General features: G+C 61.3%; 20 protein-coding genes. 6 read left to right on the forward strand and 14 right to left on the reverse strand.

The features are described from left to right. Position 1: 1 nt before the first annotated feature. The 3 genes from PQR54_RS28190 to PQR54_RS28200 form a co-directional block, all read right to left on the reverse strand. Positions 2 to 424, reverse strand: coding sequence for a low molecular weight protein-tyrosine-phosphatase (locus PQR54_RS28190; RefSeq protein WP_408251447.1), 423 nt, complete (start codon positions 422 to 424; stop codon positions 2 to 4). Positions 425 to 435: 11 nt separating this feature from the next. After that, entirely contained in the window at positions 436 to 1,536 is a 1,101-nt protein-coding gene (locus PQR54_RS28195; protein WP_459251844.1) for a polysaccharide biosynthesis/export family protein, read from the reverse strand. 256 nt (positions 1,537 to 1,792) lie between these two features. Next, on the reverse strand, positions 1,793 to 3,208 hold the full coding sequence (locus PQR54_RS28200) for an undecaprenyl-phosphate glucose phosphotransferase (protein WP_408251451.1): 1,416 nt from the start codon (positions 3,206 to 3,208) through the stop codon (positions 1,793 to 1,795). A 449-nt stretch (positions 3,209 to 3,657) separates the two neighbouring features. On the opposite strand from PQR54_RS28200, the gene PQR54_RS28205 reads away from it, so the two are divergent. Then, positions 3,658 to 4,635 (forward strand): 2-dehydropantoate 2-reductase, encoded by a 978-nt coding sequence (locus PQR54_RS28205; protein WP_408251453.1) that lies wholly within the window; start codon positions 3,658 to 3,660, stop codon positions 4,633 to 4,635. Between the two features lie 107 nt (positions 4,636 to 4,742). Here the strand turns inward: PQR54_RS28205 and PQR54_RS28210 are convergent, their stop codons facing one another. The 3 genes from PQR54_RS28210 to oxlT form a co-directional block, all read right to left on the reverse strand. Further along, positions 4,743 to 6,194 carry an aldehyde dehydrogenase family protein gene (locus tag PQR54_RS28210; RefSeq protein ID WP_408251657.1) on the reverse strand — a complete coding sequence of 484 codons (1,452 nt, stop codon included), beginning with the start codon at positions 6,192 to 6,194 and terminating at the stop codon, positions 4,743 to 4,745. Between the two features lie 65 nt (positions 6,195 to 6,259). After that, on the reverse strand, positions 6,260 to 7,231 hold the full coding sequence (locus tag PQR54_RS28215; RefSeq protein ID WP_408251455.1) for a LysR family transcriptional regulator: 972 nt from the start codon (positions 7,229 to 7,231) through the stop codon (positions 6,260 to 6,262). A 29-nt stretch (positions 7,232 to 7,260) separates the two neighbouring features. Continuing rightward, the gene (oxlT, locus tag PQR54_RS28220; protein ID WP_408251457.1) at positions 7,261 to 8,604 is read right to left on the reverse strand and encodes an oxalate/formate MFS antiporter; all 1,344 of its coding nucleotides are present in this window, start codon (positions 8,602 to 8,604) and stop codon (positions 7,261 to 7,263) included. Between the two features lie 407 nt (positions 8,605 to 9,011). Between oxlT and PQR54_RS28225 the strand changes: the two genes are divergently transcribed. Continuing rightward, the gene (locus tag PQR54_RS28225; protein WP_408251458.1) at positions 9,012 to 9,959 is read left to right on the forward strand and encodes a LysR family transcriptional regulator; all 948 of its coding nucleotides are present in this window, start codon (positions 9,012 to 9,014) and stop codon (positions 9,957 to 9,959) included. Positions 9,960 to 10,055: 96 nt separating this feature from the next. Continuing rightward, positions 10,056 to 10,361 carry a hypothetical protein gene (locus PQR54_RS28230; RefSeq protein ID WP_408251460.1) on the forward strand — a complete coding sequence of 102 codons (306 nt, stop codon included), beginning with the start codon at positions 10,056 to 10,058 and terminating at the stop codon, positions 10,359 to 10,361. Positions 10,362 to 10,423: 62 nt separating this feature from the next. On the opposite strand, the gene PQR54_RS28235 is transcribed toward PQR54_RS28230, so the two are convergent. The 5 genes from PQR54_RS28235 to PQR54_RS28255 form a co-directional block, all read right to left on the reverse strand. Next, a complete protein-coding gene (locus PQR54_RS28235) occupies positions 10,424 to 11,335 on the reverse strand; it encodes an NAD(P)(+) transhydrogenase (Re/Si-specific) subunit beta (protein ID WP_408251462.1) in 912 nt (303 codons plus the stop codon). 64 nt (positions 11,336 to 11,399) lie between these two features. Then, positions 11,400 to 12,218 carry a fumarylacetoacetate hydrolase family protein gene (locus PQR54_RS28240; RefSeq protein ID WP_408251464.1) on the reverse strand — a complete coding sequence of 273 codons (819 nt, stop codon included), beginning with the start codon at positions 12,216 to 12,218 and terminating at the stop codon, positions 11,400 to 11,402. 29 nt (positions 12,219 to 12,247) lie between these two features. After that, positions 12,248 to 13,495: a formyl-CoA transferase gene (frc, locus tag PQR54_RS28245; RefSeq protein ID WP_106282483.1), complete on the reverse strand. Its 1,248-nt coding sequence runs from the start codon at positions 13,493 to 13,495 to the stop codon at positions 12,248 to 12,250. A gap of 388 nt (positions 13,496 to 13,883) precedes the next feature. Next, a complete protein-coding gene (locus PQR54_RS28250; protein WP_012427873.1) occupies positions 13,884 to 14,603 on the reverse strand; it encodes a GntR family transcriptional regulator in 720 nt (239 codons plus the stop codon). Further along, positions 14,581 to 14,799 carry a hypothetical protein gene (locus PQR54_RS28255; RefSeq protein ID WP_408251467.1) on the reverse strand — a complete coding sequence of 73 codons (219 nt, stop codon included), beginning with the start codon at positions 14,797 to 14,799 and terminating at the stop codon, positions 14,581 to 14,583. Before PQR54_RS28255 ends, PQR54_RS28250 begins: the two co-directional genes overlap by 23 nt. 361 nt (positions 14,800 to 15,160) lie before the next feature. On the opposite strand from PQR54_RS28255, the gene shiA reads away from it, so the two are divergent. The 3 genes from shiA to PQR54_RS28270 all read left to right on the forward strand — a co-directional run bounded on the left by shiA (position 15,161) and on the right by PQR54_RS28270 (position 18,378). Beyond that, on the forward strand, positions 15,161 to 16,480 hold the full coding sequence (gene shiA / locus PQR54_RS28260) for a shikimate transporter (protein ID WP_408251469.1): 1,320 nt from the start codon (positions 15,161 to 15,163) through the stop codon (positions 16,478 to 16,480). A 355-nt stretch (positions 16,481 to 16,835) separates the two neighbouring features. Further along, entirely contained in the window at positions 16,836 to 18,239 is a 1,404-nt protein-coding gene (locus tag PQR54_RS28265; protein WP_408251471.1) for an L-lactate MFS transporter, read from the forward strand. A 10-nt stretch (positions 18,240 to 18,249) separates the two neighbouring features. Beyond that, positions 18,250 to 18,378 carry an MFS transporter small subunit gene (locus tag PQR54_RS28270; RefSeq protein ID WP_106282486.1) on the forward strand — a complete coding sequence of 43 codons (129 nt, stop codon included), beginning with the start codon at positions 18,250 to 18,252 and terminating at the stop codon, positions 18,376 to 18,378. A gap of 110 nt (positions 18,379 to 18,488) precedes the next feature. Here the strand turns inward: PQR54_RS28270 and PQR54_RS28275 are convergent, their stop codons facing one another. The 3 genes from PQR54_RS28275 to PQR54_RS28285 form a co-directional block, all read right to left on the reverse strand. After that, positions 18,489 to 21,341 carry a YadA-like family protein gene (locus tag PQR54_RS28275; protein WP_408251473.1) on the reverse strand — a complete coding sequence of 951 codons (2,853 nt, stop codon included), beginning with the start codon at positions 21,339 to 21,341 and terminating at the stop codon, positions 18,489 to 18,491. Between the two features lie 428 nt (positions 21,342 to 21,769). Then, the gene (locus PQR54_RS28280; protein WP_408251475.1) at positions 21,770 to 22,990 is read right to left on the reverse strand and encodes a sensor histidine kinase; all 1,221 of its coding nucleotides are present in this window, start codon (positions 22,988 to 22,990) and stop codon (positions 21,770 to 21,772) included. A gap of 282 nt (positions 22,991 to 23,272) precedes the next feature. After that, positions 23,273 to 23,698, reverse strand: a complete 426-nt coding sequence (locus tag PQR54_RS28285) for a DUF3830 family protein (protein ID WP_120295817.1) — start codon at positions 23,696 to 23,698, stop codon at positions 23,273 to 23,275. Between the last annotated feature and the right edge of the window lie 124 nt (positions 23,699 to 23,822).

Genomic DNA, 23,822 nt, shown 5'->3' on the forward strand with positions numbered 1-23,822 from the left:
TTCAGTGCGCGAGCCTTGCAATAGCCTCGAGCCAATTCGAAACACCGAGTTCGATTTGTGCAAATGCCAGGTCAAATGCGGAGCGATGCCGCAGGTAAGGATCGACGATATCGATTTCGTCGTGGTCGCCGAGGCGAAATATTTTTCCTCTTGCGAATGGATAAGCCGCGAGGATGAATTCGCGCTGCATGTTCGTCATGCTCAGGATCAATTCGGCGGAAAGCACGTGATCGCGAGTCAAACCGACTGCGACATGATCACTGAGGTCCATTCCACGCTCGTGGGCAAGCTGAATTGCTAGTGGATCGGCCTGCTTGCCAACCAGTGCGCGCGTGCCAGCGGAGCTCACTGCGACGAACGGCAACACCTGTTTAAGAAATACCCGCGCAACCGGACTCCGGCAGATATTGCCTTCGCACACCATGAGAACTCGGGTCATTTCGCAATCACCCCTGCCGTTAATCCGGTACTAATCAACGGCATCAACAGACTCAACACCCGATTGAAGCGAACAAGACCGCTACCATCCACATACACCACATCCTTCGGTTGCAATTCGAAGTCCTTGGCGAGCAGCATCGCGACCGGCGAGTGACCGTCGAGGTGAAACACCTGAGGCGTGCCCGCCAGCGAGCCGCGAATCACGAACATCTGAGCAGCGTCGGCCGTCGAGGCGTTCACACTGCCCGCCTGCGAAAGTGCATCAGCCAGCGTCATGCGGCCCGTTCGGCGCGGAATCGCCGAAACTGGTTTGTTCACTTCGCCCATCACGTACGCATCGTTTTCATCACGCGAGACGACACGCAGCAGATCACCGGGGTTCAGATAGAGACGCGACGGGCTTAATCCCTGAGCGAGCATTTGCGTCAGATTCACGCGATAAGAGTGATCGCCACGCACCAGAACGAGATCACTCTGGTCGGCCGTTTCACTGAAACCACCCGCCCGGCTGACTGCTTCGTAAAGGGTCATGGGCACGTCGTTGACGGCCAATGCACCGGGACTACGCACTTCGCCGTCGACGTAGACCTGGTGCGCGCGATAAGACGCCATTCGCACGGTGACTTGCGGCTTGACGAAATACGTTGCGAGCGCGCTGCTCAGCCGTTGCTGAATTTCTTCGGTGCGCAGGCCCGCCACGTGTAGCGTGCCCGCATAGGGAAACGTCAACCCACCGTTCTGGTCAACCACGAATCCAGCAAGCGGATCTGCCGGCTTTGCCGACGATTGTGTCTGCGAAGAACCGAGTGCGGCAGCAAATTCCGGATGATCCCAAACGACGATTTGCAGCACATCACCGGGCCCGACAGCGTATGGCTGCGGCACTCCGGAGAGCAATTGCGACAGCTCGATCCGCTGCTGTTTTCCACGTTGTGCCAACTGCGAAATCAGCGCCGCGTCGACCTCCGTTATCGCGATGTCCGGCGTACCATTCGTTGCACTTGCCCATTCGCTGGCCGCGCCTTCGCCGGCTTCTCCAGCAACGGTCGAAGTATTGGACGCACTCGCCATGTCCTGCACGCGAGACGTCTCCATCCGCATTCCCGGCGCCACCGTGCACGCACTCGTCAACAGACTCACCGCCGTCATCAAGGCTCCAAGCCTGAAGGCCGGCCTGGTTAAAAATACCGCTAACATCGTGTTCAACCTATTTCAAGCAAACGTGCCGAAGCGACGCTCTCGCTGCCCGACATTGGGCAAATTTGATTCGTATTCCATTAGGACACGCGTCTGTGCACGCGGAGTACTGCTTTACAAACAATCTGCTTGAAGTCAGTTACGGACCCGCATGTCAATACGCATTCCGATGCAACAACCCCTTCACCACCGTCGCCAGCACAATCCGCATATCCAACCCAAACGACCAGTTCCGCAAGTAATACAGATCGTGCTCAACCCGCGCCTGCATTTTCTCAACCCGATCCGTCTCACCGCGAAAACCATTCACCTGAGCCCACCCGGTAATACCCGGCTTAATCCGGTAGCGATGGATATACCCATCGACAACGCCCCGATACTGATCATCGTGTTCGATCGCATGCGGCCGCGGCCCAACCACCGACATTTCCCCACGCAACACATTCATAAACTGCGGCAACTCATCGAGGCTCGTGCGACGTAAAAACGCGCCGACACGAGTCACACGCGGATCTCCACGCTTGGCCTGCAGAACCACACCTGGCCGCGCCACGTGCTCACGCATCGAACGAAACTTGTAAATGCGAAACACGCGCCCATCCGCACCCTTACGCCGTTGGGTAAACAACACCGGCCCCTTCGAAGTCACCTTGACGGCAATTGCAATCGACAACATCACCGGCAACAAAGCCAACAGCGCCACACTCGCGAACAACCGGTCGAAAACCGCTTTCTGAACCAGCGCGTACGGCGTCATCGGCGAGGCCATCAGATTGATGGCCGGCGCGCCGATCAGATCGATCACGTTGCGATCGAACATCGCGAGACTGCGCACATCAGGAATAAACCGCAAATTAACAAGGTCGCCGCTAAATTCGTCGAGAACCCTCAGCACGGTATCTTCTTCGGACATCGGCAGTGCGAGCCATACCTCTTCAACCTGTTCGCGACGCACCCAGTCCGCGAATTCGCGGAACCCCTCGAACGACGGCAAGCCAGAAAACCCAGATCCGCTGTCTTGTCGCGTGTTGAACGTGGCAACCGCCCGGAAGCCTGCATCTGGCGAACCCATGATGTTGGCGATCACCGCGTCGCGATGCGCGCCCGCGCCAACCACAGCAACCATTCGCAAGTTCCGGCCGCTACGCCTCATCCGACCGAGTACCGCATGCACCACACACCGCGAAGCAACGAGCGCCGCAGCGGCGATCACGGTCCAACTCCCGCACCACAGCCGCGACACCTGTGAAGCGCGATGAAGCAGAAGCAACACGGCAAGCCCACACACCTGCACCGCGATCCAGCCGAACACCAGATTGATACTCAGCCGCCATTTCGAGCGGCCACGCCACGAGTCATACACACCGAACCAGGGCAGCAGCAAAACCGCGAACGCTATATCGAGCGCGACAAAGGCCCCTTCGAGAATCGAATGCCCTGAGCCGGGCATGAACAGCAGCTCGGCCAGCGCCGCCGACAACGCGATCAACATCGCGTCGAGCAGGCGCGCCAGGACGCTTTCCATCTCCGCCAAATCCCGGCCAGCGGTCTTACGAATCACCGTGTGCATGAGGTGTGGCCTAGCGAGGAACCGTCGATCCGACGCCGCGCAGCTCACACATAGATGCCCCACGCAAGAACACGACGAGATAGCTCACATCAACCTTTGATTTCATGGCACCACTCTCAATATTCCTTTTGCGATGCCGCCTGCATGCGTAACTTCTTAAAGAGGTCGCATTCTGCGCCTACGACGATTGGGCAGGCTTGAGACATTTCCCAATCGATCGCGGCATTCGTCCCTCTTCCCACTTTCCTTTTCTTTCCAATTCAGTCCAGTCCTATTCCCATGTTTTTCGGACGCCACGTCATCCATAACCAATCCCTAATGAACCTCTCCACAAACTTTAACTATCTGCAATCGTCCCGCCCCCGTATGCTCGAACAATGACCCGCAAACCGTGCACCGCGAGACACGGCATCGGGCAAGCGACTATTCATCGTCAGAGGAGCGGCATCATGAAGATCTGTGTCTTCGGAGCGGGAGCGATCGGCGGCTTGATGGGTGTGCAACTCGCACGCGCCGGTGCGGATGTGAGTTTCGTCGCGCGCGGTCCGCATCTCGCGGCCATGCGCGAGCACGGCGCGCGTCTGATCATGGACGGCGAGACGTTCAGCGCCCCCGTGCGCTGCACGTCCGACCCGCGCGAACTCGGCGTGCAGGACTTCGTGATCATTACGCTCAAGGCGCATTCGCTGCCTGGCGTAGTGGATGCAATGCAGCCGCTGCTCGGCAAGCACACGGCCATCGTCACGGGCGTCAACGGCATTCCGTATTGGTACTTCTATCAACACGGCGGCCGCTTCGCCGGCACGCGTCTCACCAGCGTCGATCCGGACGGCAGTCAATGGACCAGGCTCGGCCCCGAACGGGCGATCGGCTGCGTGCTCTACCCGGCCGCCGAAATCGTCGAACCCGGCGTTATCAAACACGTGTACGGCAAGAAATTCCCGATCGGCGAGCCGAGCGGAGAACGCACGCCGCGCATTCAACAGCTACACGAAATCATGCAGGCGGCGGGTTTCGATGCGCCGATCCGCGACAATATCCGCGACGAAATCTGGCTCAAGCTATGGGGCAACCTGTGCTTCAACCCGATCAGCGCATTGACGCACGCCACCCTCGACGTGCTCACCAGCGACCCCGGCACGCGTGCGGTATCGCGCACGATGATGCTCGAGGCCAAGCGCATCGCGGAGCAGTTCGGCGTGCACTTTCGCGTCGACGTGGAAAAGCGTATCGATGGCGCGGGCGCGGTCGGCGCGCACAAGACCTCGACGCTGGTCGATCTCGAGAATCGCCGGCCGATGGAAATCGATCCGCTGCTGACGGTCGTGCAGGAAATGGGCCACCTCGTCGCCGAGCCGACGCCGACTATCGATGTCGTGCTGGCGCTCATCAAACTGCGTGAACGGATGGCATTGCAGGGAGATTGAGGCTTAAGCGAGAGCGCACGATCAGAAACCCGTTCGCTCTCCCGCATATCGGCAAACGCAAACATAAAAGGATCGAACGCCATAACGCGTTCGATCCTTTTCTAACGCTACTGATCGATGGCGAGCCACACGGCCTTCGGCTCGGTGAAGTTCTCGATCGCGACGTCACCGTGTTCGCGGCCGAACCCCGAGTCGCCGGAGCCGCCCCACGGCAGGCGCACATCGGTATATCCGTAGGTGTTGATCCACACGGTCCCCGCCTTCAGATCCCGCGCAACCCGATGCACCCGGCCGATGTCCGCGCTCCACACGCCCGCCGCGAGGCTATACAGCGTGCCGTTGGCGATCCGTATCGCGTCGGCTTCGTCGTTGAAGCGAATCACGCTCGCCACCGGCCCGAAGATCTCCTCCTGCGAAATACGCATTTCATGCTCGACGTCGGCAAACACGGTCGGCTCGACAAAGAAGCCGCGCTCGCCCACCCGCGCGCCGCCGGTCACGAGCGAAGCCCCTTCGGCGCGACCTGTCTCGACATAGCCCAGCACCGTCTTCATCTGCGCCGCGGAGATGAGCGGCCCCATCGACGTTTCGCGCGACGACGGGTCGCCGACCTTGATCGACTTCGCGCGCGCAGCGAGGCGCTCGACCACTTCGTCGTACACATCGCGATGGGCGAGAATGCGCGAGCCCGCCGAACACACCTGCCCCGTATTGAAGAAGATCCCCGACGCCGCGGCGCGCACCGCGTTGTCGAGATTGGCATCCGGAAAAATCAGGTTGGCCGATTTGCCGCCGAGCTCCAGCGTGACGCGCTTGAAATTGCTGGCCGCGCCCTGCAAAATGCCGCGCCCCACGGAAGGCGAACCAGTGAATGTCACCTTGTCGACGCCGGGATGCGCGACCAGCGCATCGCCGACCACCCGTCCCTTGCCGGTGACGATATTCAGCACGCCCGGCGGCACGCCAGCTTCAAGTGCAAGTTCGCCGACGCGCAACGCGGTCAGCGGCGTAATCTCAGCGGGCTTGACGATCAGCGTGCAACCGCATGCGAGCGCGGGCGCGATCTTCCACATGCCGATCATCAGCGGGAAATTCCAAGGCACGATCGCGGCGACCACGCCGACCGGTTCACGCAACGTGTACGTCAATGCATCGGGGCGCACCGGCACGACCTGACCGTTGATCTTGTCGCACCAGCCTGCGTAGTATTCGAGCGTATCGATCGCGGCTGGAATATCCTGGCGCATCACGGCCGCGATCGGCTTGCCGGCGTCGAGGCTTTCGAGCGCGGCGAGCTCCTCGAGATTCGCGCGCATCAGGCCGGCGAGGCGCATCAGAATACGCGCCCGCTCAGCGGCCCGAATGCCGTTCCATACTTTCAACGCAGCGCGCGCGGCGCGCACGGCGGTATCCACGTCGGCGGCGCTGCCTTGCGCAACCAGCGCGATCGGCTCTTCGGTGGCGGGGTTGATGTCGACGGAATATTCGCCGGTGCCGGGCGGCAAGCGTTTGCCGTCGATCAGCAGATCATGGCGCCTGAGGTCGGTTTCAGTTTCCATCATGAAGCTCCTTGCTTGGATGTTGCGTGGGCTGAGTGCGTGCGAGCCGCTTCGAGTAGATGACGCTAGGGTTCGTGGAGAACGGCGCCGTCGCGCGCAACGGTCGGCTTCGCGTGTATCTGCGAAGCGGACGGCGACACGTCGGTGGTCTGTGAAGTGGTGGAGAACTGGGCCCAGGCGGCTGCGGCATTGGGTCGGAGGGAACGGTTGCGGCGATGCACGAGCAGTGTCGCCAGATTCATCGCGGGCGCGAGCGGCCGGCTGACTAATGATGCGCCGATTGCAGGCCAATGCGTGTCGACGGGCAATATGCCGACGCCGAGCCCGAGTTCGACCATGCGCAGCACCGCCGCGACATGTCCGAGTTCCTGCACCGGCCGTCGTTTCACGCCGTTCGCGTTGAAGGCGAGTTCGAGCGCCGCGCGCATACCCGTGTCGGCGTTCAGCGTGATGAGCGCCCACTCGTGCAACTCGCTCCACGCAACACTCGCGTGGCGGGCTAGCGGATGCGCAGGCGGCATCACCGCGTGGAGTGATGTCGAGAAGACCAGTTGCGCGTGCAACAGGTCGCCAACAAGCGGCTCGGCCATCGAGACCACACCGAAGTCCACCTCGCCTTGTTCGACACTCGCGAGCACGCCGCTTTGCGGCTGATCCCTGACGGAGACGGCGAGCTCCGGAAAAGCCGCCGCGCAGCGCGCGAGTCCCTGCGCCACCCAACTCGACGACAACACCGGATTGCTGGCAAGCACCACCACACCGGTGTGGCCGTCGTAAGCGGCGCGCTCTTCACGCAGCGTGAGTTCGATTTCATCGAGCAATCGGCCGATTCTTCGCTCGAGGCTCGCGCCCGCATGCGTCAGTTCGACCTGACGCGTGGTGCGGTCAAACAGCTTCAATTCCACGGCTTCTTCGAGTTCGCGCACGCAACGACTCACCGCCGATTGCGTCAAGTCGAACTCACGCGCCGCGCGCGTAAAACTCCGCTCACGCGCGACGGCGACAAACACCTTGAGTTGCTGCAACGAAACATTCATGACGTCACTGCCGGGTGTGGGCCATTCGCCTATTCTCCTGTCTGCTCAGGCCAATGGCTCAAGCGCGAAGCCTGGCCGTTGCCGGCAACGGCCAGCACGCCTTGCGGCTCGTTGTGCGTTTCGATCCAGCGCGAACGCATCGGCGCGAGTACGAACTTCGCGGCGATGCCCGCGGCGATCGTCACGACCGCTGAGACGATAAACACTAGACTCCATCCGCCCGTTGCCGACAGTACCGACGCGATCGGCACCAGCAGCGAGGCCGTACCTTTGGCGGTGTACAGCGTGCCTGCGTTGGCCGCGGCGTATTTGCTGCCGAAGGTATCCGCACAGATCGCCGGGAAGATCGAAAAGATTTCGCCCCAGAACAGGAAGATCAATGCGGCGAACGTCATGAACGCGTACGGGTTAGTGCCGTATTGCATCAGACCGAGCAACGCCAGGCCTTCGCCGATAAAGATCACGAACATCGTGTTTTCACGGCCGAGCTTGTCGGAGATGAAGCCGCACAGCGGACGCGTAAAACCGTTGCACACGTTGTCGATGGAAAGCGTCGCGGTCAGAAGCGGCAAGGTCATGCCGAAGATCGTCATCGGGATGCGTGCAAGGCCCCAGTCTTTCGCGATCGGACCGATCTGCGCGGTAGCCATCAAACCGCCCGCGGCCACGGCGACGAACGATACGTAGATCACCCAGAACACCGGCGTCTTGATCATCTGACCCGGCGTGAAGTCGACCTTCGATACGGCGAATTTCTTCTTCGGTGCCGCTTGCGCGCGCAGGTTCGGCTTCTTCAACAGCAACGCGAGCGCGAGAATGCATCCGCCTTGCAGGATGCCGAAGAAGAAGAACGTGTGCTCATAGCCCGAACGCGTGATCATGTTGGCGATCGGAATCACCGTCACCGCGGCGCCTGCGCCGAAGCCCGCAGCCGTGAGACCCGCGGCAAGTCCGCGTTTGTCGGGAAACCATTTCAACGCATTGCCCACGCATGTGCCGTACACGCCGCCCGCACCAATGCCGGCGATGACCGCGGAGACGTACAGCATCGGCAGTGTCGTGATGTACGAGTTCATCACCCACGCAATGCCCGCGCAAATCGCGCCGCCCGCGACCACGGGCCGGGGTCCGAACTTGTCGACGAGCCAGCCTTCGAGCGGCACGAGCCACGTTTCAGTGAGGATGAAAATCGCGAACGCAAGTTGAATGGACGCTTCGCCCCAGTGATGCCGCGCGTTCATCGGCGTGACGAACAACGTCCACGCATATTGAAGATTGGCCACGAGCGCCATGCACACCATGCCGATGACGAGTTGCCACCAACGGTTGCCCCAAAATGCGCGGCTCGTAGTCTGCTGACTGATATCGTCCATTCGCTTGTCTCCACTATTTATCTGGTGCAGCCGGCCAGCATCCCGAAGGAAGTCGTCTCGGCGACGCGCCGCGCTGTATGCGTCCCACCTTATGGTTATGACCCGAAAAGCCGTGCTCTTCGGGAATATTTGATATTTGCGTCTTTAATTCGCTGCTTTAAAAATAGACCGGCTTAAATCATCGCTTTCTGGGAACTGCTTTATTCCGATCAATTAAGGCCTTTTACACTGTGAGCGTCGGTTGCTTCGTACATCAGGCCTCAAATCCAAGCGTTAACCCGAGTTTTTCGCCAGGCGCTCCGGCGGCAATTCCGCTTTCTTATATAGAGCCATGCTAGGGTCATTGCTGAATTACTAATAATTAAAGTTTGTTATTATGTTGATTCACATTTGCTTATACATCGGCCATGACGATGCGGAATGCGACTCTGCGGCAACTGAAGGTTTTCGAAACGGTGGCGCGCCACCTGAGCTTCTCGCGCGCCGCCGAAGAACTGCACCTCACCCAGCCGGCCGTTTCCACTCAGGTCCGGCAACTCGAAGAACACGCCGGGCTGCCGCTGTTCGAACAACTCGGCAAAAAAATCTATCTGACGCCGGCCGGCACCGAAATGCTTCACTACAGTCGCGCGATCATTCAACAGTTCCACGAAGTCGACGAAGCGATGAGTCAGCTCAAAGGCGTCTCCGGCGGCAAGCTGAATGTCGCGGTGATCAGCGCCGGCGACTACTTCTTTCCGCGGCTGCTGGCCGAATTCACGCGCCGCTACTCGGGCGTCGTGCTCAATCTCGCCGTGCACAATCGTGAGGAATTGCTGCATCAGCTCGCCACCAATCAGACCGATCTCGCGGTGATGGTGCGTCCGCCCCACGAGACCGACGCGACCAACGAGCCGTTTGCACCGCACCCGTATGTGATCGTGGCGGCGCCCACGCATCCGCTTGCCAATAAGCGCAACATCAAGTTCAGCCAGTTGGCGAACGAAGCGTTTATCGTGCGGGAACGCGGCTCGGACACGTGGAATTCGATGGAGGAAGGTTTTGCCGGACGGCTTTCCAACCTCAAGATCGCCATGGAGATCAAGAGCACCGAGACGATCAAGCAGGCCGTGATCGCAGGCATGGGTATCGCCTTTCTGTCCGCGCATACCATCAGCCTCGAATTGCAGCTCGGCCACCTGGTCGTGCTCGATGTCGAGAGCTTTCCGGTCATGCTCAACTGGTACGTGGTGCATCGAAAGAACAAGCGACTGCCGCCGGTGGCAGTCGCGTTCAAACGCTTCCTGATGGAGGAAGGCGCGAATCTGATCGAGAAGATCACGCGCGTCAAGGAATTGAGCGTGTATAAGCAGTAGGCTATGGAGATCCAATGAAACTTTAACTATTGCGGATTCGTCAGGACTTCTATGCTGCAAGCGAGTTCCATCACTCGTCTGCCCAGGAGTCCGGTCATGAATCACGCTTCGGTTGAGTTTCAGCCCAGCGCGCACACTGCTCGTGTTGCCGCAATCCATCCCGACGACGCTCACCTGAGCGCGTACAACGCCGCCTTCAGCGACCTCGGCCTGCGCTTCCGCTGGGATCGCGCCACGCTCGACGTGCTCAAGGAATTCAATAGCGAGGCGGCTCGAATTACTGCCTACATCGAGCGCTTTCACGCCCATCTGCATAGCGCATACGATGCCGACTTTCTCGCTCAAATGATTCTGCACAAGAAGGCTCAGTACTTCAGCGAGTTCGCGTCGGCGGGTGAGTGAGGGTGTTCGCGGGATCACGGTCCCGCGACACGTCATACCAGCCCACCTGAATGTGCGAGCACTCATAGCGTGCGCCGTGTCCTAGCGCGAGCCGGCCGGTGGCGGTCGCACGCACGTTGCCGCACTTGAGCATTCACACCATTGCTGCCGTTCCGACGATACGGGTAGGCCGCCGTACGCACGCAGTCTGTTGTGACGTCGCGCAGCATCCAGCCCTGCTCTTCCCCACCGCGCCATTCGATTCGTGCCAACAGCCCATGCTTGCGCATCGTCAGGCTATGGCAACGCGCGGCAAAGGCGAGTGTGCCCGAATCGTGACCATGCTCGCGGCTGTCGGAATACTCGCGGCTGAGCATCAGATGCACGCCCATCGCACAAGCCAGTGCGCTCATCGCGAGGAGCGCGGCGAGTCCGAATGGCTGCGCCGGTTCCGTCACGAATCCATAGCCGAGCCAGCCACACAGCAGCAGTGCGAAAAGATTGACGATGCCGTGCCCCGGACGCGCCACCGCGCCAAGCTGCAACGCACCGCGCAGCTTGCAGAACGCAATGGCCGAGGTGGCAAAGATCAACGCGCCGATGAACACGGCGGCATAGAGTTCGACGCGCTCGACATTCGCCTGCGCCGCCGACGACAGATAACGCGCAAAGCCGCCCGACATGACAGCGAGCCCCATGCTGCTGCCCAACAGCGCAACGAGACGCGGGCGCCGCGCCAGATTGCGCCGGCGCACCAGCCACGCGCCGAGCACCGCGCCCGCCACCGCCGCGCCGACCACGCCATCGCTTGCACCCATGCCGGCTGCGAAAAGGCCTGCGAGCGCGGCGGCCAATGCACCGGCGTGCCAGTCAGGGCGGCGCTTCGGTCGCCGTTCGAGCGGCAGTTGCCCGACTGCGGCAAGCGCAACGGCCAACACGGAAGCAAACACCACGGCCAGCGAACACCAGACGGTACTGTCATACGCTAGCGGCATGCCTGCTCCTCCGTACCGGAATGCATGGGCGCGATCCCGACGGATCGCGCAATCGGTCGACCGTTCAGACAGCGCCTGCCGCGACCGGCTCCGCGCCCGCGGCGGCGCCCGCGCGCGCGGCGCTCAAGGTGTTGCTCAGCGTGCCGATCCCGTCGACCGTAACCGTTACGGTCGCGCCATCCTTGATCGAGCCGACGCCGACCGACGTGCCGCACGCGATCACGTCGCCCGGCTCGAGCGTGAGATCCTGCGAGATCAGACTCACCTGCTCGGCGGGCGAGAAAACCATGTCGGCGAGCGGATAGTTCTGCCGCTCCACGCCATCGAGCATGGTGACAAGACGCGCTTGCTGCCAGTCGAAACCGGAGACGATCGCCGGGCCGATACAGCAGAACGTATCGAAGCCCTTCGCGCGGCACCATTGCGGGAAGTGCGGATTCTCGTTCAACAGATCGGCTGCGGTGACGTCGTTGACGAGCGTGTAGCCGAAAATCGCTTCGGCCGCCTCTTCGACACTCGCGTCCCGGCAGCGCCGTCCAATCACAATGCCGAGCTCGCCTTCATAGACGATCTTGCCCGCATAGCTGAGCGGCCGCCTGATCGGCTCACCCGAGCCGATCACCGAACCTGCGGGCTTCAACAGAAAAAGCGGGTGTGCGGGCACCGGTTTGTCGAGCTTCGCCGCCAGCGCGTGAAAGTTGTTCCACAGCGCGACGATCTTGCCGGGCGCGCACGGCGCGAGCGGCGTCAGCGCGCGCGTCGACAGCACGGCGCCGGTCGGCACCGGGCGCTCCAGACCTTCATACTCGTGCAGATAGCCACCTTCCACACGGCCGAACACGACGCCGCCATCGCTCGACATGAACCGCATCCATGTATCCATACGTCGCTCCCTGTTTACGTGGATCGGGCCTAGATCGCACCGGCAGTGCGCAATGCACTGACCTGCTCGGGCGAATAGCCCAACTCGGCCATGACTTCGTCGGTATGTTCACCCAGCAACGGTGAGCGCGTGACCTCGGTCGGACTGTCGGACAGTTTGATAGGATTACCAACCGTCAGATACTTGCCGCGAGTCGGATGATCCACTTCGACAATCGTGCCGGTTTTGCGCAGCGACGGTTCTTCGGCGATTTCCTTCATCGACAGAATCGGTCCACACGGAATGTCGTACTTGTTCAGAATCTGCATGGCCTCGAACTTGGTCTTCGTCATGGTCCAGCGTTCGATCTCGGCGAAAATGTCCTTCAGATGCGGCAAACGCGCGGCGGGCGTCGCGTAGTTGGGATCCGTGGCCCACTCTTCCTTGCCGATCACGTTGCAGATCTTGGCCCACACCGGCGCCTGCGTGATGAAGTAGATATAAGCGTTGGGGTCCGTTTCCCAGCCCTTGCACTTCAGGATCCAGCCCGGCTGTCCGCCGCCCGACGCATTGCCCGCACGCGGCACCGCTTCACCGAACTCTCCGTTCGGATATTGCGGATACTCTTTCATCACGCCGGTGCGTTCGAGCCGCTGCTGGTCGCGCAGTTTCACGCGGCACAGGTTGAGCACGCCGTCCTGCATCGCGGCGAGTACGCGCTGACCGCGTCCGCTGTGCGTGCGCTGATACAGCGCCGTGACGATGCCAAGCGCCAGATGCAGGCCGGTGCCGCTGTCGCCGATCTGCGCGCCTGTCACGACCGGCGGCCCGTCGTCGAAGCCAGTGGTCGAGGCCGCGCCGCCCGCGCATTGCGCGACGTTCTCGTAGACCTTGCAATCCTCGTACGGCCCAGGACCGAAGCCCTTGACGGACGCGACGATCATGCGCGGATTCAGCTCCTGAATCCGTTCCCACGTGAAGCCCATGCGGTCCAGCGCGCCCGGTGCGAAGTTCTCGACCAGTACGTCGCATTTCTGGATCAGCGCCTCGAGCACCTGCTTGCCTTCAGGATTCTTCGTATCGATCGTGACGGAGCGCTTGTTGTGGTTGAGCATCGTGAAGTAGAGGCTGTCCACATCGGGAATATCGCGCAACTGCTCGCGCGTAATGTCTCCCGCGCCCGCCCGCTCCACCTTGATGACATCCGCGCCGAACCATGCGAGCAGTTGGGTGCAGGTGGGCCCGGATTGCACATGCGTGAAGTCGAGAATGCGCACACCGTCGAGTGCTTTGCTCATGTCCTGTCTCCTGTGTCGACCAGGGCTTGCGCTTTAGCGCCGTACTCTGGTCACAAGCAACGTAGTTGTTGAAAGGGCGTCTACTTGTAATTTCCTGGCAAATTTCGGTGCGTTCTCCGCCGCACTGGCTATGCGGCTTGTCCTCGCGGCAAAAAACGTTAGCGCTGACGTTCGGTGCGAGGGAAACATCGGCGTCGGCTTTCGGCTCGCGTCTTTTGATATATCACATACCATATTTTTCAGACCGTCAAGCGAGGTTTATCCCGCACTGCCCGGGAAGCCACGCGCCGCCTGCGTTCGACGCAAACAAAAAGGCCCGCCGGTGTCTCCACCGCGGGCCCTTCCTGTCCTACTCAACCATCAAACGCCGCTCAGGCTGGCAGCCGCGTCAATCCAGAAAATCGCAATTGGCCTCGACGAAAGCCGCCAGATCGAGCGAATGCTGACGCGTAAGACGCTCGGCCAGCTCGGTATCGCGCTTCTCCAGCGCCTCGATAATGCGCAGATGATCGACGATCGAGCGCGACGCGCGGTCGCTCTGCGAAATGGTCATGCGGCGAATCGCGCGCACGTGGATGAAGATGTTCTTGATCGTGTCGAGAATGATCTGCGACTTGGATAACTCGACAATCGCCTGGTGAAACGCGATGTTGGCGTCCGAATACTCGGCGATGTGCTCAGCCGGCGTCGCGTCGCGAAAGTTGTCGAACATATGGCGCAGACGGGCGATTTCCTCGTCCGTGGCGTGCAGCGTGGCAAGACGCGCCGCCATGCTTTCGAGCGCGGCCCACATCTGGATCATCTCGACGATTTCACGCTTGCTCTTGCGCACGATATAGATGCCGCGGCGCGGCACCATGCGCAGAAAACCTTCCTGTTCGAGCAGCGTCATGGCCTCGCGCACCGGCGTGCGGCTCACGCCGAGCGACTCGCTCAGCACCCGCTCGTCGAGACGGATTTCTTCACGGTTCTGATAGATGTCCGCGTCGGCAATGGCCTGGCGGAGCATCGCATACGCCTGATCGCGCAAGCTCGCGCTCGCGCCGATCGGCTGCAATGACAACGTCAACGGTGTGGCCACTGCTTCAGTTTGAAGTTCTGACGACATTCATCGCCTCTTGTTGAACATGCGCACGATACGGTTTTGCCACTGCCGCGCGTTGCTCGCCCAGACCGACGAAGCGGCCATGTTGCGCTGCGAGCTGCGCGACCGGCTGCGGAATCCAGCGAGTCAACAGCACAGTGGCGGCAGAGCCTAAACCGACAAAAGCAACGGCGAGCAGCGAGAGAGGAACAACTTCCATTTGTAACTCCGGATGATTGAGTGAAGGAATGACTCAATCATATGCTGCAATGCCGCAAAAATCAATATTCCGTATGTAGTATATCAGTCGCTGTTGTTTTCAGGATTACGCTCTCACGGTAGCACGGGCCGCTTTCCGGTGGTTCATTGCAATGCGCGAGCGCCCGAGACTCGGTGTAAACGCGCAAAACGCGCGCTATTCGCGCAGTTGCGTTCGATGATCGCGCAATTTCAAGCGCATGTGGATTGTGGGATTGACTCCGCATCATTAACCTTCGCAGATCCTGCAATCGATCACGAGCGGCCACAGTCTTATCCGTCGCACGATCCCGGCAGCCCGAGCGTTTCAAGGAGACAATTTGATGAGCACCACCATCCCGACGGCCGCCACGGTCGACAGCCGCAAAGCGCGCAGCCAGGCTCGCCAGGCGGCGCTCGGCAGCTTCGTCGGCGCCGTGGTCGACTGGTACGACTTCCTGCTGTACGGCATTGTCGCCGCGCTCGTTTTCAATGCCGAGTTTTTCCCAAAAGTCAGCCCGGCGATGGGGACGCTCGCCGCGTTCGCCACCTTCGGCGTCGGCTTTCTGTTCCGCCCGCTCGGCGGCTTCGTGTTCGGACACTATGGCGACCGGCTCGGACGCAAACGCATGCTGGTGCTCACGGTAATGATGATGGGTCTGTCGACCGCCGCAATCGGCCTGCTGCCGTCGTTCGCCAGCATCGGCTGGTGGGCACCGGCGCTGCTCGTGAGTCTGCGCGCGATCCAGGGCTTCGCGGTGGGCGGCGAATGGGGCGGCGCGGCGTTGATGGCCGTCGAAAGCGCGCCCGAGAAAAAGAAAGCGTTCTACAGCAGCGGCGTGCAGGTCGGCTACGGCGTGGGCCTCGTGCTCTCGACCGCACTGATTGCGCTGATCAGCCGTTCCATGGACAACGCCTCGTTCCTGAGCTGGGGATGGCGCCTGCCCTTCCTGTTCAGCGTGGTGCTGGTGCTGATCGCGCTGTGGATCCGCTCGAGCATGGAAGAGTCGCAGGAATTCGTCGAGAAAGTCGGCAAGCACGGTGAACGCAGCGTGCGCCTGCCGATCGTCGAAGCCTTGCTGCGGCATCCGAAGGCGTTCCTGTTGATCATCGCGCTGCGTCTCGCCGAGTTGTTCACGATGTATATCGTGACCGCGTTCGCATTGAACTACTCGACGGCGAATCTGCACATGCCGCGCGAGTTCTTCCTCACCATCGGTCTGCTGGTGGGCGCGCTGAGTTGCGTGACGATTCCGTGCTTCGCCTTGCTGGCGGACCGTTTCGGCCGCCGCCGCGTGTATATCACCGGCGCGCTGGTCGGCATGCTGAGCGCGGTGCCGTTCTTCCTCGCGCTCGAAGCACGCTCGACAGTGTGGATCGTGGTGTTCGCCGTCATGCTCGCCAACGTTGCGCACGACATGGTGGTGAGCGTGCAGCAGCCCATGTTCACCGAACTGTTCGGCACAGAGTATCGCTACAGCGGTGCGGGCGTGGGCTATCAGGTGGCGAGCGTGGTCGGCGGCGGCTTCACGCCGTTTATCGCGGTTGCGCTGGTCAGCTTTGCCGGCGGCTCGTGGCATCCGGTGGCTGCTTATCTGGCCGTTGGCTGCCTGATCTCGGTGCTCGTGGCGGCCAAGATGAAGACCGGGCGCACCGTCGACTGAGTTTTTCCCGATCGCGGTCAAGCGGGCCGGCGTGGCGAAAGATGCCACTGCCGGCCCGCTTTGCTTTGGGCACTCGGTAGTTTATTCCGGACAACACCACCATCAGGCCGCGATTCGACAGATTACGGTCGTGTTTCACCAGGCAAACACCTTATGTATTTGCATCTCATATTGCCAAGGGCATGATCGCGCCCTATCGTTCGACGAAGTTGATTTCGTCGCAAATTCGAGCACGCCATATGCAATCGAAATACATATATTAGCGGCTTCGAAAACTGCAATTTTTACGCCGCGAGACCTAAAGCATTCGCGTGCCGCGCCGATAACAACTAATTCGTCACCCCGGAGACCGACCATGAGCAGCATCACCGAGCCGAGCGGGAATTCAGGCTCCGCCCCCTTCTTTTCCAAACAGGCCACCGTCGCGAAGCCAGGTTTTTCGCGCTGGATGGTTCCGCCCGCGGCCCTTGCCGTCCACCTCTGTATCGGCCAGGCGTACGCCTTTTCCGTGTTCAACGGCCCGCTGACGAAAGTCATCGGCATTACTCAATCCAGCGCGGATGACTGGTCGCTGACTTCGCTCGGCTGGATCTTTTCGCTGGCGATCGTGTTTCTCGGTTTGTCGGCGGCCTTCGCCGGCAAGTGGCTCGAACGCGTCGGCCCGCGCCGCACGATGTTTACCGCCGCATGCTGCTTCGGCGGCGGCTTCCTCGTTTCCGCGCTCGGCGTGTATCTGCATCAGATCGTGCTGCTCTATCTCGGCTACGGCGTGATCGGCGGAATCGGGCTGGGACTTGGCTACGTGTCGCCGGTGTCCACGCTGATCCGCTGGTTCCCGGACCGCCGCGGTATGGCGACCGGCATGGCGATCATGGGCTTCGGCGGTGGCGCGATGATCGCCGCGCCGCTGTCCGTGGCGTTGATGAACCACTTCCGCAGCGCGACCAGCATCGGCGTGGCCGAAACGTTCGTCGTGCTCGGCATCGCCTACTTCATCTCGATGACGATCGGCGCGCTCGCGATCCGCGTGCCGCCGGCGGACTGGAAGCCGGCCGGCTGGACGCCGAGCGTTACCGGCCAGAACAAAATGATCTCGCGCAATCACGTGCATATCGATCAGGCCTTGAAGACGCCGCAGTTCTATCTGATCTGGCTCGTGCTGTTCCTGAACGTGACAGCCGGCATCGGCATTCTCGGCCAGGCCTCGGTGATGATTCAGGAGAGCTTCAAGGACACGGTGACGGCAGCCGCGGCGGCCGGCTTCGTCGGCCTGCTGTCGCTCTTCAATATGGGCGGCCGTTTCGTGTGGGCGTCGGCGTCGGACTGGATCGGCCGCAAGAACACCTACTTCATCTTCTTCGCGCTCGGCGCGGTACTGTATTACCTCGTGCCGGGTTTCGCGGCGTCGGGCCACATCGCCCTGTTCGTGCTCGCTTACTGCGTGATCCTGACGATGTACGGCGGCGGCTTCTCCACCGTGCCGGCCTATCTCGCCGACATGTTCGGCACGGCGTTCGTCGGCGGCATTCACGGGCGTCTGCTGACGGCGTGGGCCGCGGCGGGCGTCGCCGGTCCGGTGCTGGTGAACTACATTCGCGCCTATGAAGTCGCGCAAGGTGTCGCCAAGGCCGACGCCTACACGATGACCGTTCACATCATGGCCGTGCTGCTGGTAGTCGGCTTCGTCTGCAACCTGCTGATCAAGCGTGTGGACGACAAGCACCACATGACCGACGCACAACTCGCCAAAGGCGCTTAAGGAGACTCGCATGTCGACCATTCAAGCAGTGAATCAGACCAGCAAGGTCAAACTCGCCGTCTTCTGGCTGTATGTGACGCTGCCGCTCGCATGGGGCGTGGTCAATACGCTCTCGCAGGCGATGAAGCTCTTCAAGTAAATGTCGTTCGGCACCCCGCGCATTCAGACGTGCGGGGTGCCTCTGCAGCGAGTGCCACTCGCTGACTGTCTACCGGCGCATTTCAAGGGCGCCGATCTCCCGCCTCCTCGCTACCACTGATACGCCGCGCCGGCCGTGACCGCGGTCGTAGCGGAACTGATGCCCGCGCCGAGTTTCACTTTCAAACTCTGCGTGACGCGCGCCGACAGCCCCACCGCCACCGCCTGATAGCCCTTGTAACCAGCCGTTCCGACGCCGATTGCGAGGTTCTTCGTGGCGTCGACTTCGGGGATCGACGTCAGCGCCAGCGCCGATGCCGTTCCGGAGTACGCGTTGCGCGCCATGTCGCTCAAGCCGCCCTGGAACTGCTGCATGTTGACGGCGTCGGTCGGCCCCTGCCCGGCCGCGACGTTGGTGATGCGGCGCTCGCTGCCGGACGAGCCTACCGAAACCGTGTTCGTCACATCGGCCACCGAGCCCTCGCCGATCGCCACTGAATTCGGCGCCGATGCTTTCGAGCCGCCGCCGATCGCCACAGAACCGTTGCCGATTGCCTGCGCCGCTTTGCCGGAACTGTTGACGGCGACATAGGGCGTGCCGCTGGTCTGGTTGTTCCGCACCACGTTGATCTGCTGGCTAAGCGTGCTGACAGACTGGTTGGTGTTCCAGAGTTGCGCTCCCGTCACCGCGTCCGTACTGGTGGACGATAGCGTGCCGTCCTGCAGATTGGTCAGTTGGACTTTCGGCGCATTGGCCGCCGCGCCGCCGAGCGTGATCCTGTCATGCGCCGAGCTGTCGTACTGCACCGCATTCGCAACCGCGCCGCCAAGGTTGCCGACGGTGGTCTGCAGACCGGCAATATCGCTGCTGTTCTGCGTCACACGGCCATCCAGGTTGGTGATCGCGCTGCCGACGTTGTTTACCACCGTGCCTCCCACGCTATACGACGGCGCCGAAACCGAACCGTCCGCGTTGACGGTCGCCCCGCCGCCGAGCGCCACCGCCGTGCTCGCCGCCTGCGCATACAGTTGCGAGCCGTTGACCGCGTCGCTGCTGGCCGGACCGACCGCGCCGGCTGCCACGCCCGTGATGACGCGCTTGCCCGCGGTGCCGGCCATGTTGATCAGCTTGCCGTCCGTGGTCGCACCGACATTGATGACGCGCGACACGGGATCCTGCGTGACCATGCCGATGCCGCCGGTCTCCATGCTTTGCTGCAAGGTGCTGAGGCCATTGTCGAGCGAGCCGAGCGCGTCGCCGACGGTGGTTTGCGTGCCGCCCTGCACGTGATAGCTGGGGCCGGTCAGCGAGCCATCGGCGTTGATCTGCGCGCCGCCGCCCAGCGCGGCCACCATCGGCTTGAACTGGCCGAGATTGACCGCGGATGCGTCCACGGTGCCCGCTGCGATGCCCGTCAACTCGCGGGCGCCGCCGGTGCCGGCGAAATCGACGCGGGCGCCGTCCGTGTCTTTCGCCACGGTGAGATTACGCGAGGTCTGATCCTGCTGAACGAGCCCGATCTCACCATTGCTGATCTGGTTCGTGATGTTGCTCACGTTGCCTTCGATCGTCGTGGTGCGCTGATCAAGTTTGCTGATGTTCGTCGTGTTGTCCGTCACGCGTTGATCGAGATTGCTGATGTTCGTCGTGTTGTCCGTGACGCGTTGATCGAGGTTGCTGATGTTCGTCGTGTTGTCCGTGACGCGTTGATCGAGATTGCTGATGTTCGTCGTGTTATCCGTCACGCGCTGATCGAGGTTCGTGATGCTGGCGGTGTTCTGCGCGACGGCCTGATTGGTGGCGAACAGTTGCGCGCCGTTGACGGCGTCCGAACTGTTGGCAGCGAGATTCGCGGCGCGCACGTTGGTGAGCCGAACCGGCACGGCAGTGCCGCCTAACGTGACGCTATCGTGTGAGGTCGAATCGTACTGAACGGAATCGGCGCTGGCTTGAGTGCTGCTCGTGACGACGGCTGCGAGCGCGGAGCCGACATCGTTATATATCCTCCCACCGACCTTGTAGACGGGCTTCGCGATCGTTCCGTCGGCGGCAACGTCGGTGCCGCCTCCCAGCACGCCCGCCATGCCCTTCAACTGCGAGACGGTAACGGCATCGCTGCCCTGGGTGCCGGCCGCGACATTGGCGATCTGCCGTTGCAGCGTGGCGCTGCCGACCGAGACGGTATTCGCCCGGTTCGCCGAGGAATCCGCACCCAGCGCGACCGAGCCCGCTGCCGTGGCCGTCGCACCGGAACCAAACGCGATTGCTTTCGTGGCGGCCTCCGTGATAAAGGCGCCGCTACCCGCTGCGATCGAGTTCGCCGCGTTGGTCTGAACGTTCGTCCCGATAGCCAGCGCATTGACGTTCTGAACGGCCGCGTTATAGCCGATTGCAACACCGTTCTCTGCAAAATAGTTGCTTGTCGCGCCGGCGCCCACCACCGTCGCATTCGACGCCAACGCAGCGGCTCCCGCGCCGACGGCGGTCGTATTGACACGCGCAGCGCCGGAACTCGTGCCGATTGCGAGCGCGTTATCGTCGATGGCCATCGCACCGACGCCGATCGCCATTGCGTTTTCGCCTCCCGACGCGGACGTCGTCAGAGCGGGTGTCGTGAACGGACTGACGGCAATGAACTGGGTGACGGGTACTGGATCGGTCAACACGGCAGTTGCAAGCGCCAGCGGTTTTGAACGGCTCACGTTGGATTCGGGCGTTTGGCGGACAGTCGCCAGATCGGCGGCATCCCATTCGACAGGCGCATTCATGATCGGGTTAGGCGACTCCCCGGCCGCTCTTGCAGGCAAAGACATCGCCAACGTCCCGAACAGACTGGTACCGGCGGCTACCAGCGCGCCATAGCCCGCAACCCCTCTCCCTCCACGCCTTTTCGCCACCTCGGACGCCGCCGCGTATGTGCGGGTCGTGCTATTCCATACGGTCTTACAAGACTTGTTCAACATTCCTCCCAATCTTTTATAGAAGATCCATGCACCAGGACTTTTACTATGCCATCCTAATTATTTAACGCGATCCAATAGAAACTTAAGACAGCGTGACTACCTCGCCACGACACAAAGTCGCCGAACACAAATATACCGTGTAAAGCGATTTTTTAGCTTATATTGGAAAAACGGCATAACGCGTTTAAGACTAAAAATGCCAAACGTCTTATATCGCGCTTGTTATTTTTAGGCATTTCTAAGCAGTAGCTTTGACTATTCCGAATCAGCGCACGAGACAGTGCTGATTCCGGTCGAAGTTCTCAAACAGGACGAACATCGACCACAATGAGTCTACCCTCGGCAGTCAAACGGAAGTCATACAGGAGAACTACACGTGAAGAGACGTGAGCTGATACAGCGGACCGTGCCGCAGCCAGGCAGATCGATCAGCCGCCCTCGGCTTCCAGGCGCATCGGAAAGCTGATCTCGAAGATCGTGCCCTCGCCTTCCTGCGAGTCGAAACGAATCTCGCCCTTCAACACCCGGCATAATTCCTTGACGATCGCGAGGCCCAGGCCCGCGCCCGGAATGTCCTCATCCGTGGCGCGCTCGAACTCCTTGAATACGCGCTCCCGGTCCGACGCGCCGATGCCCACGCCGGTGTCCGACACGCGCAGGCGCCAGCGATCGTTTTCCGTCGCCGTCATGCTCAATTCGACCTGCCCCGCCTTGGTGTATTTGGCCGCGTTGGTCAACAGGTTGAGCGCGACCTGCTTGAGTTTGAGACGATTGGAGACAACCACGTCCAGCGCGCCGTCGAACGCGGTCAGAAGACGCAGCCCTTTCGCTTCGATCGCGCTTTCGCACGAAATCACCAGTTCGTCGAACAACTCGCGCAGCGCGAAGCTTTCCAGCGCGAGCGGACTGTCGTCGCCCAGCACCACCGAGTACTCGACCAGTTCGTCGACCAGCGTCTTCATATCGGCCGCCTGACGGTTCGCCAGCGCGAGCGCCGTCTCGACTTTGGCCGGCGCGCGGCTGATCAGTTGCAGCGCCATCGAAAACACGTTGAGAAAGTTGCGCAAATCGTGCACCACGCTGCGCGTAATCTGCATGCGCGACTCGTACAGATCGCCGACCAGCCGTTGCTTGAGCGTCAGTTCGTGATTGGCGCGCTCGAGGCGCCCGGTGTAGTCGTCGATCTTGCGGTCACGTTCGTTGACGACCTCGCGGATCGACGTCAGCGTGACAAAGCTCACGGCTTCGTCGATGAAATGCCGCGCCCGCTCTTCGTGACGCCGCGTGAAAAACGGCCGCGGCTCGCTGAACTCGACGATCGCGCCGGTCAGCATCTGCCGGAACAGATCGAGCTCACGCACCAGTTCGTCGATCCGGTAGCCTTGCTTCCAGCGCAATTTGCCGTGCAGGCGCGCGTCGCGTTCAATCGCGTTCTCGGCGTGGTCGAGATCCTGGTTCTCCAGCACGCTGCAGATTTCCTCGAGGATGTTCGGAATGTGATCGGCCAACTGCTCGTAGGTCAGCCGGTCGGATTCAGTCAATTCTGCGTCGTGAAAGACGGCTTTCATCCAGCGCTCGGTCAGTTCGACCTGTTGCAGGCGCAACTGTTTGGCAAATGCGGCGAGCGGCAATACTTGCGAGTCTGTCATGTGGGAGACCTGGCGCCGCATGGCGGCGAAAATAGGTGTTCCGCGCCGTCCTTGGGAGACATCCTTCGGGACATACTCAACGCGACCGCATGGACTGCAAAACGCGCTCAGGAGGCAAACGGTGAGCGCTGCGCAAGCCGCCCGGGCGCCTCCAGTATGCGCGATTTATGGAACAAAAATTAACCAGGGTTAGGACGTGTCCGCACTGGCACGTCCCGAAGAAGGAAGTCCGCGTCAACACCGTCCGCGTGCAATCCCCTTGCGCGACACCCCGCCGCCGCTTCAGATCTTCTCGAACAGCACGTCTTGCGCGCCTTCCCACAACACCTTGGTGCCGAGTTCGCGCAGCTTCTCCTTGCCTTCGACGATCGTCAGAAAGTGGTTGCCCGCGAGCTGCCCCATCTTGCTCGCGAAGCAGCACGAACCGTACGCGAGAATGATCTCGGTTTCGCTGTAGCCGCCGGGATAAAACAGAATATCGCCGACCGACGGATGGCTCGTGTGATTCTCGAAGCCGACTGCCGCGCCGTCGTTCTCGAGCTTGAAGTCGCCGAGCGGAACCCAGCAGCCTTCGCCGCTCCAGCGCACATGAATGATTTTCTGCCGGTACGGCAGGAGCTTGAGGAAGGCGGCTACGGTTTGCGGCGCGTCCGGATGGGTTTCGGCGGTAAAGACATGGCCGCAGGAGGTGATTCGGAGTCGGGTCATCGCCAGGTTTCCAGTGTGAGAGTGAATGGAATGGTCGGTCGGAGGTTTTGACGCAGGGCGGGAGCCAGGCCGCAGGCACATGATTCTGTCGTCCGATGCAAGGCTTCGACAGATACAGTTCCGG

This window comes from Paraburkholderia phytofirmans (assembly GCF_046028095.1).
In the GTDB taxonomy this organism is placed as follows: domain Bacteria; phylum Pseudomonadota; class Gammaproteobacteria; order Burkholderiales; family Burkholderiaceae; genus Paraburkholderia; species Paraburkholderia phytofirmans_A.

Coding starts and splice junctions, on each gene's coding strand:
- PQR54_RS28190 (WP_408251447.1), bottom strand. CDS start 424: ATGGTGTGCGAAGGCAATATCTGCCGGAGTCCGGTTGCGCGGGTATTT.
- PQR54_RS28195 (WP_459251844.1), bottom strand. CDS start 1,536: ATGGAGACGTCTCGCGTGCAGGACATGGCGAGTGCGTCCAATACTTCG.
- PQR54_RS28200 (WP_408251451.1), bottom strand. CDS start 3,208: ATGCACACGGTGATTCGTAAGACCGCTGGCCGGGATTTGGCGGAGATG.
- PQR54_RS28205 (WP_408251453.1), top strand. CDS start 3,658: ATGAAGATCTGTGTCTTCGGAGCGGGAGCGATCGGCGGCTTGATGGGT.
- PQR54_RS28210 (WP_408251657.1), bottom strand. CDS start 6,194: ATGGAAACTGAAACCGACCTCAGGCGCCATGATCTGCTGATCGACGGC.
- PQR54_RS28215 (WP_408251455.1), bottom strand. CDS start 7,231: ATGAATGTTTCGTTGCAGCAACTCAAGGTGTTTGTCGCCGTCGCGCGT.
- oxlT (WP_408251457.1), bottom strand. CDS start 8,604: ATGGACGATATCAGTCAGCAGACTACGAGCCGCGCATTTTGGGGCAAC.
- PQR54_RS28225 (WP_408251458.1), top strand. CDS start 9,012: ATGACGATGCGGAATGCGACTCTGCGGCAACTGAAGGTTTTCGAAACG.
- PQR54_RS28230 (WP_408251460.1), top strand. CDS start 10,056: ATGAATCACGCTTCGGTTGAGTTTCAGCCCAGCGCGCACACTGCTCGT.
- PQR54_RS28235 (WP_408251462.1), bottom strand. CDS start 11,335: ATGCCGCTAGCGTATGACAGTACCGTCTGGTGTTCGCTGGCCGTGGTG.
- PQR54_RS28240 (WP_408251464.1), bottom strand. CDS start 12,218: ATGGATACATGGATGCGGTTCATGTCGAGCGATGGCGGCGTCGTGTTC.
- frc (WP_106282483.1), bottom strand. CDS start 13,495: ATGAGCAAAGCACTCGACGGTGTGCGCATTCTCGACTTCACGCATGTG.
- PQR54_RS28250 (WP_012427873.1), bottom strand. CDS start 14,603: ATGTCGTCAGAACTTCAAACTGAAGCAGTGGCCACACCGTTGACGTTG.
- PQR54_RS28255 (WP_408251467.1), bottom strand. CDS start 14,799: ATGGAAGTTGTTCCTCTCTCGCTGCTCGCCGTTGCTTTTGTCGGTTTA.
- shiA (WP_408251469.1), top strand. CDS start 15,161: ATGAGCACCACCATCCCGACGGCCGCCACGGTCGACAGCCGCAAAGCG.
- PQR54_RS28265 (WP_408251471.1), top strand. CDS start 16,836: ATGAGCAGCATCACCGAGCCGAGCGGGAATTCAGGCTCCGCCCCCTTC.
- PQR54_RS28270 (WP_106282486.1), top strand. CDS start 18,250: ATGTCGACCATTCAAGCAGTGAATCAGACCAGCAAGGTCAAACTCGCC.
- PQR54_RS28275 (WP_408251473.1), bottom strand. CDS start 21,341: ATGTTGAACAAGTCTTGTAAGACCGTATGGAATAGCACGACCCGCACA.
- PQR54_RS28280 (WP_408251475.1), bottom strand. CDS start 22,990: ATGACAGACTCGCAAGTATTGCCGCTCGCCGCATTTGCCAAACAGTTG.
- PQR54_RS28285 (WP_120295817.1), bottom strand. CDS start 23,698: ATGACCCGACTCCGAATCACCTCCTGCGGCCATGTCTTTACCGCCGAA.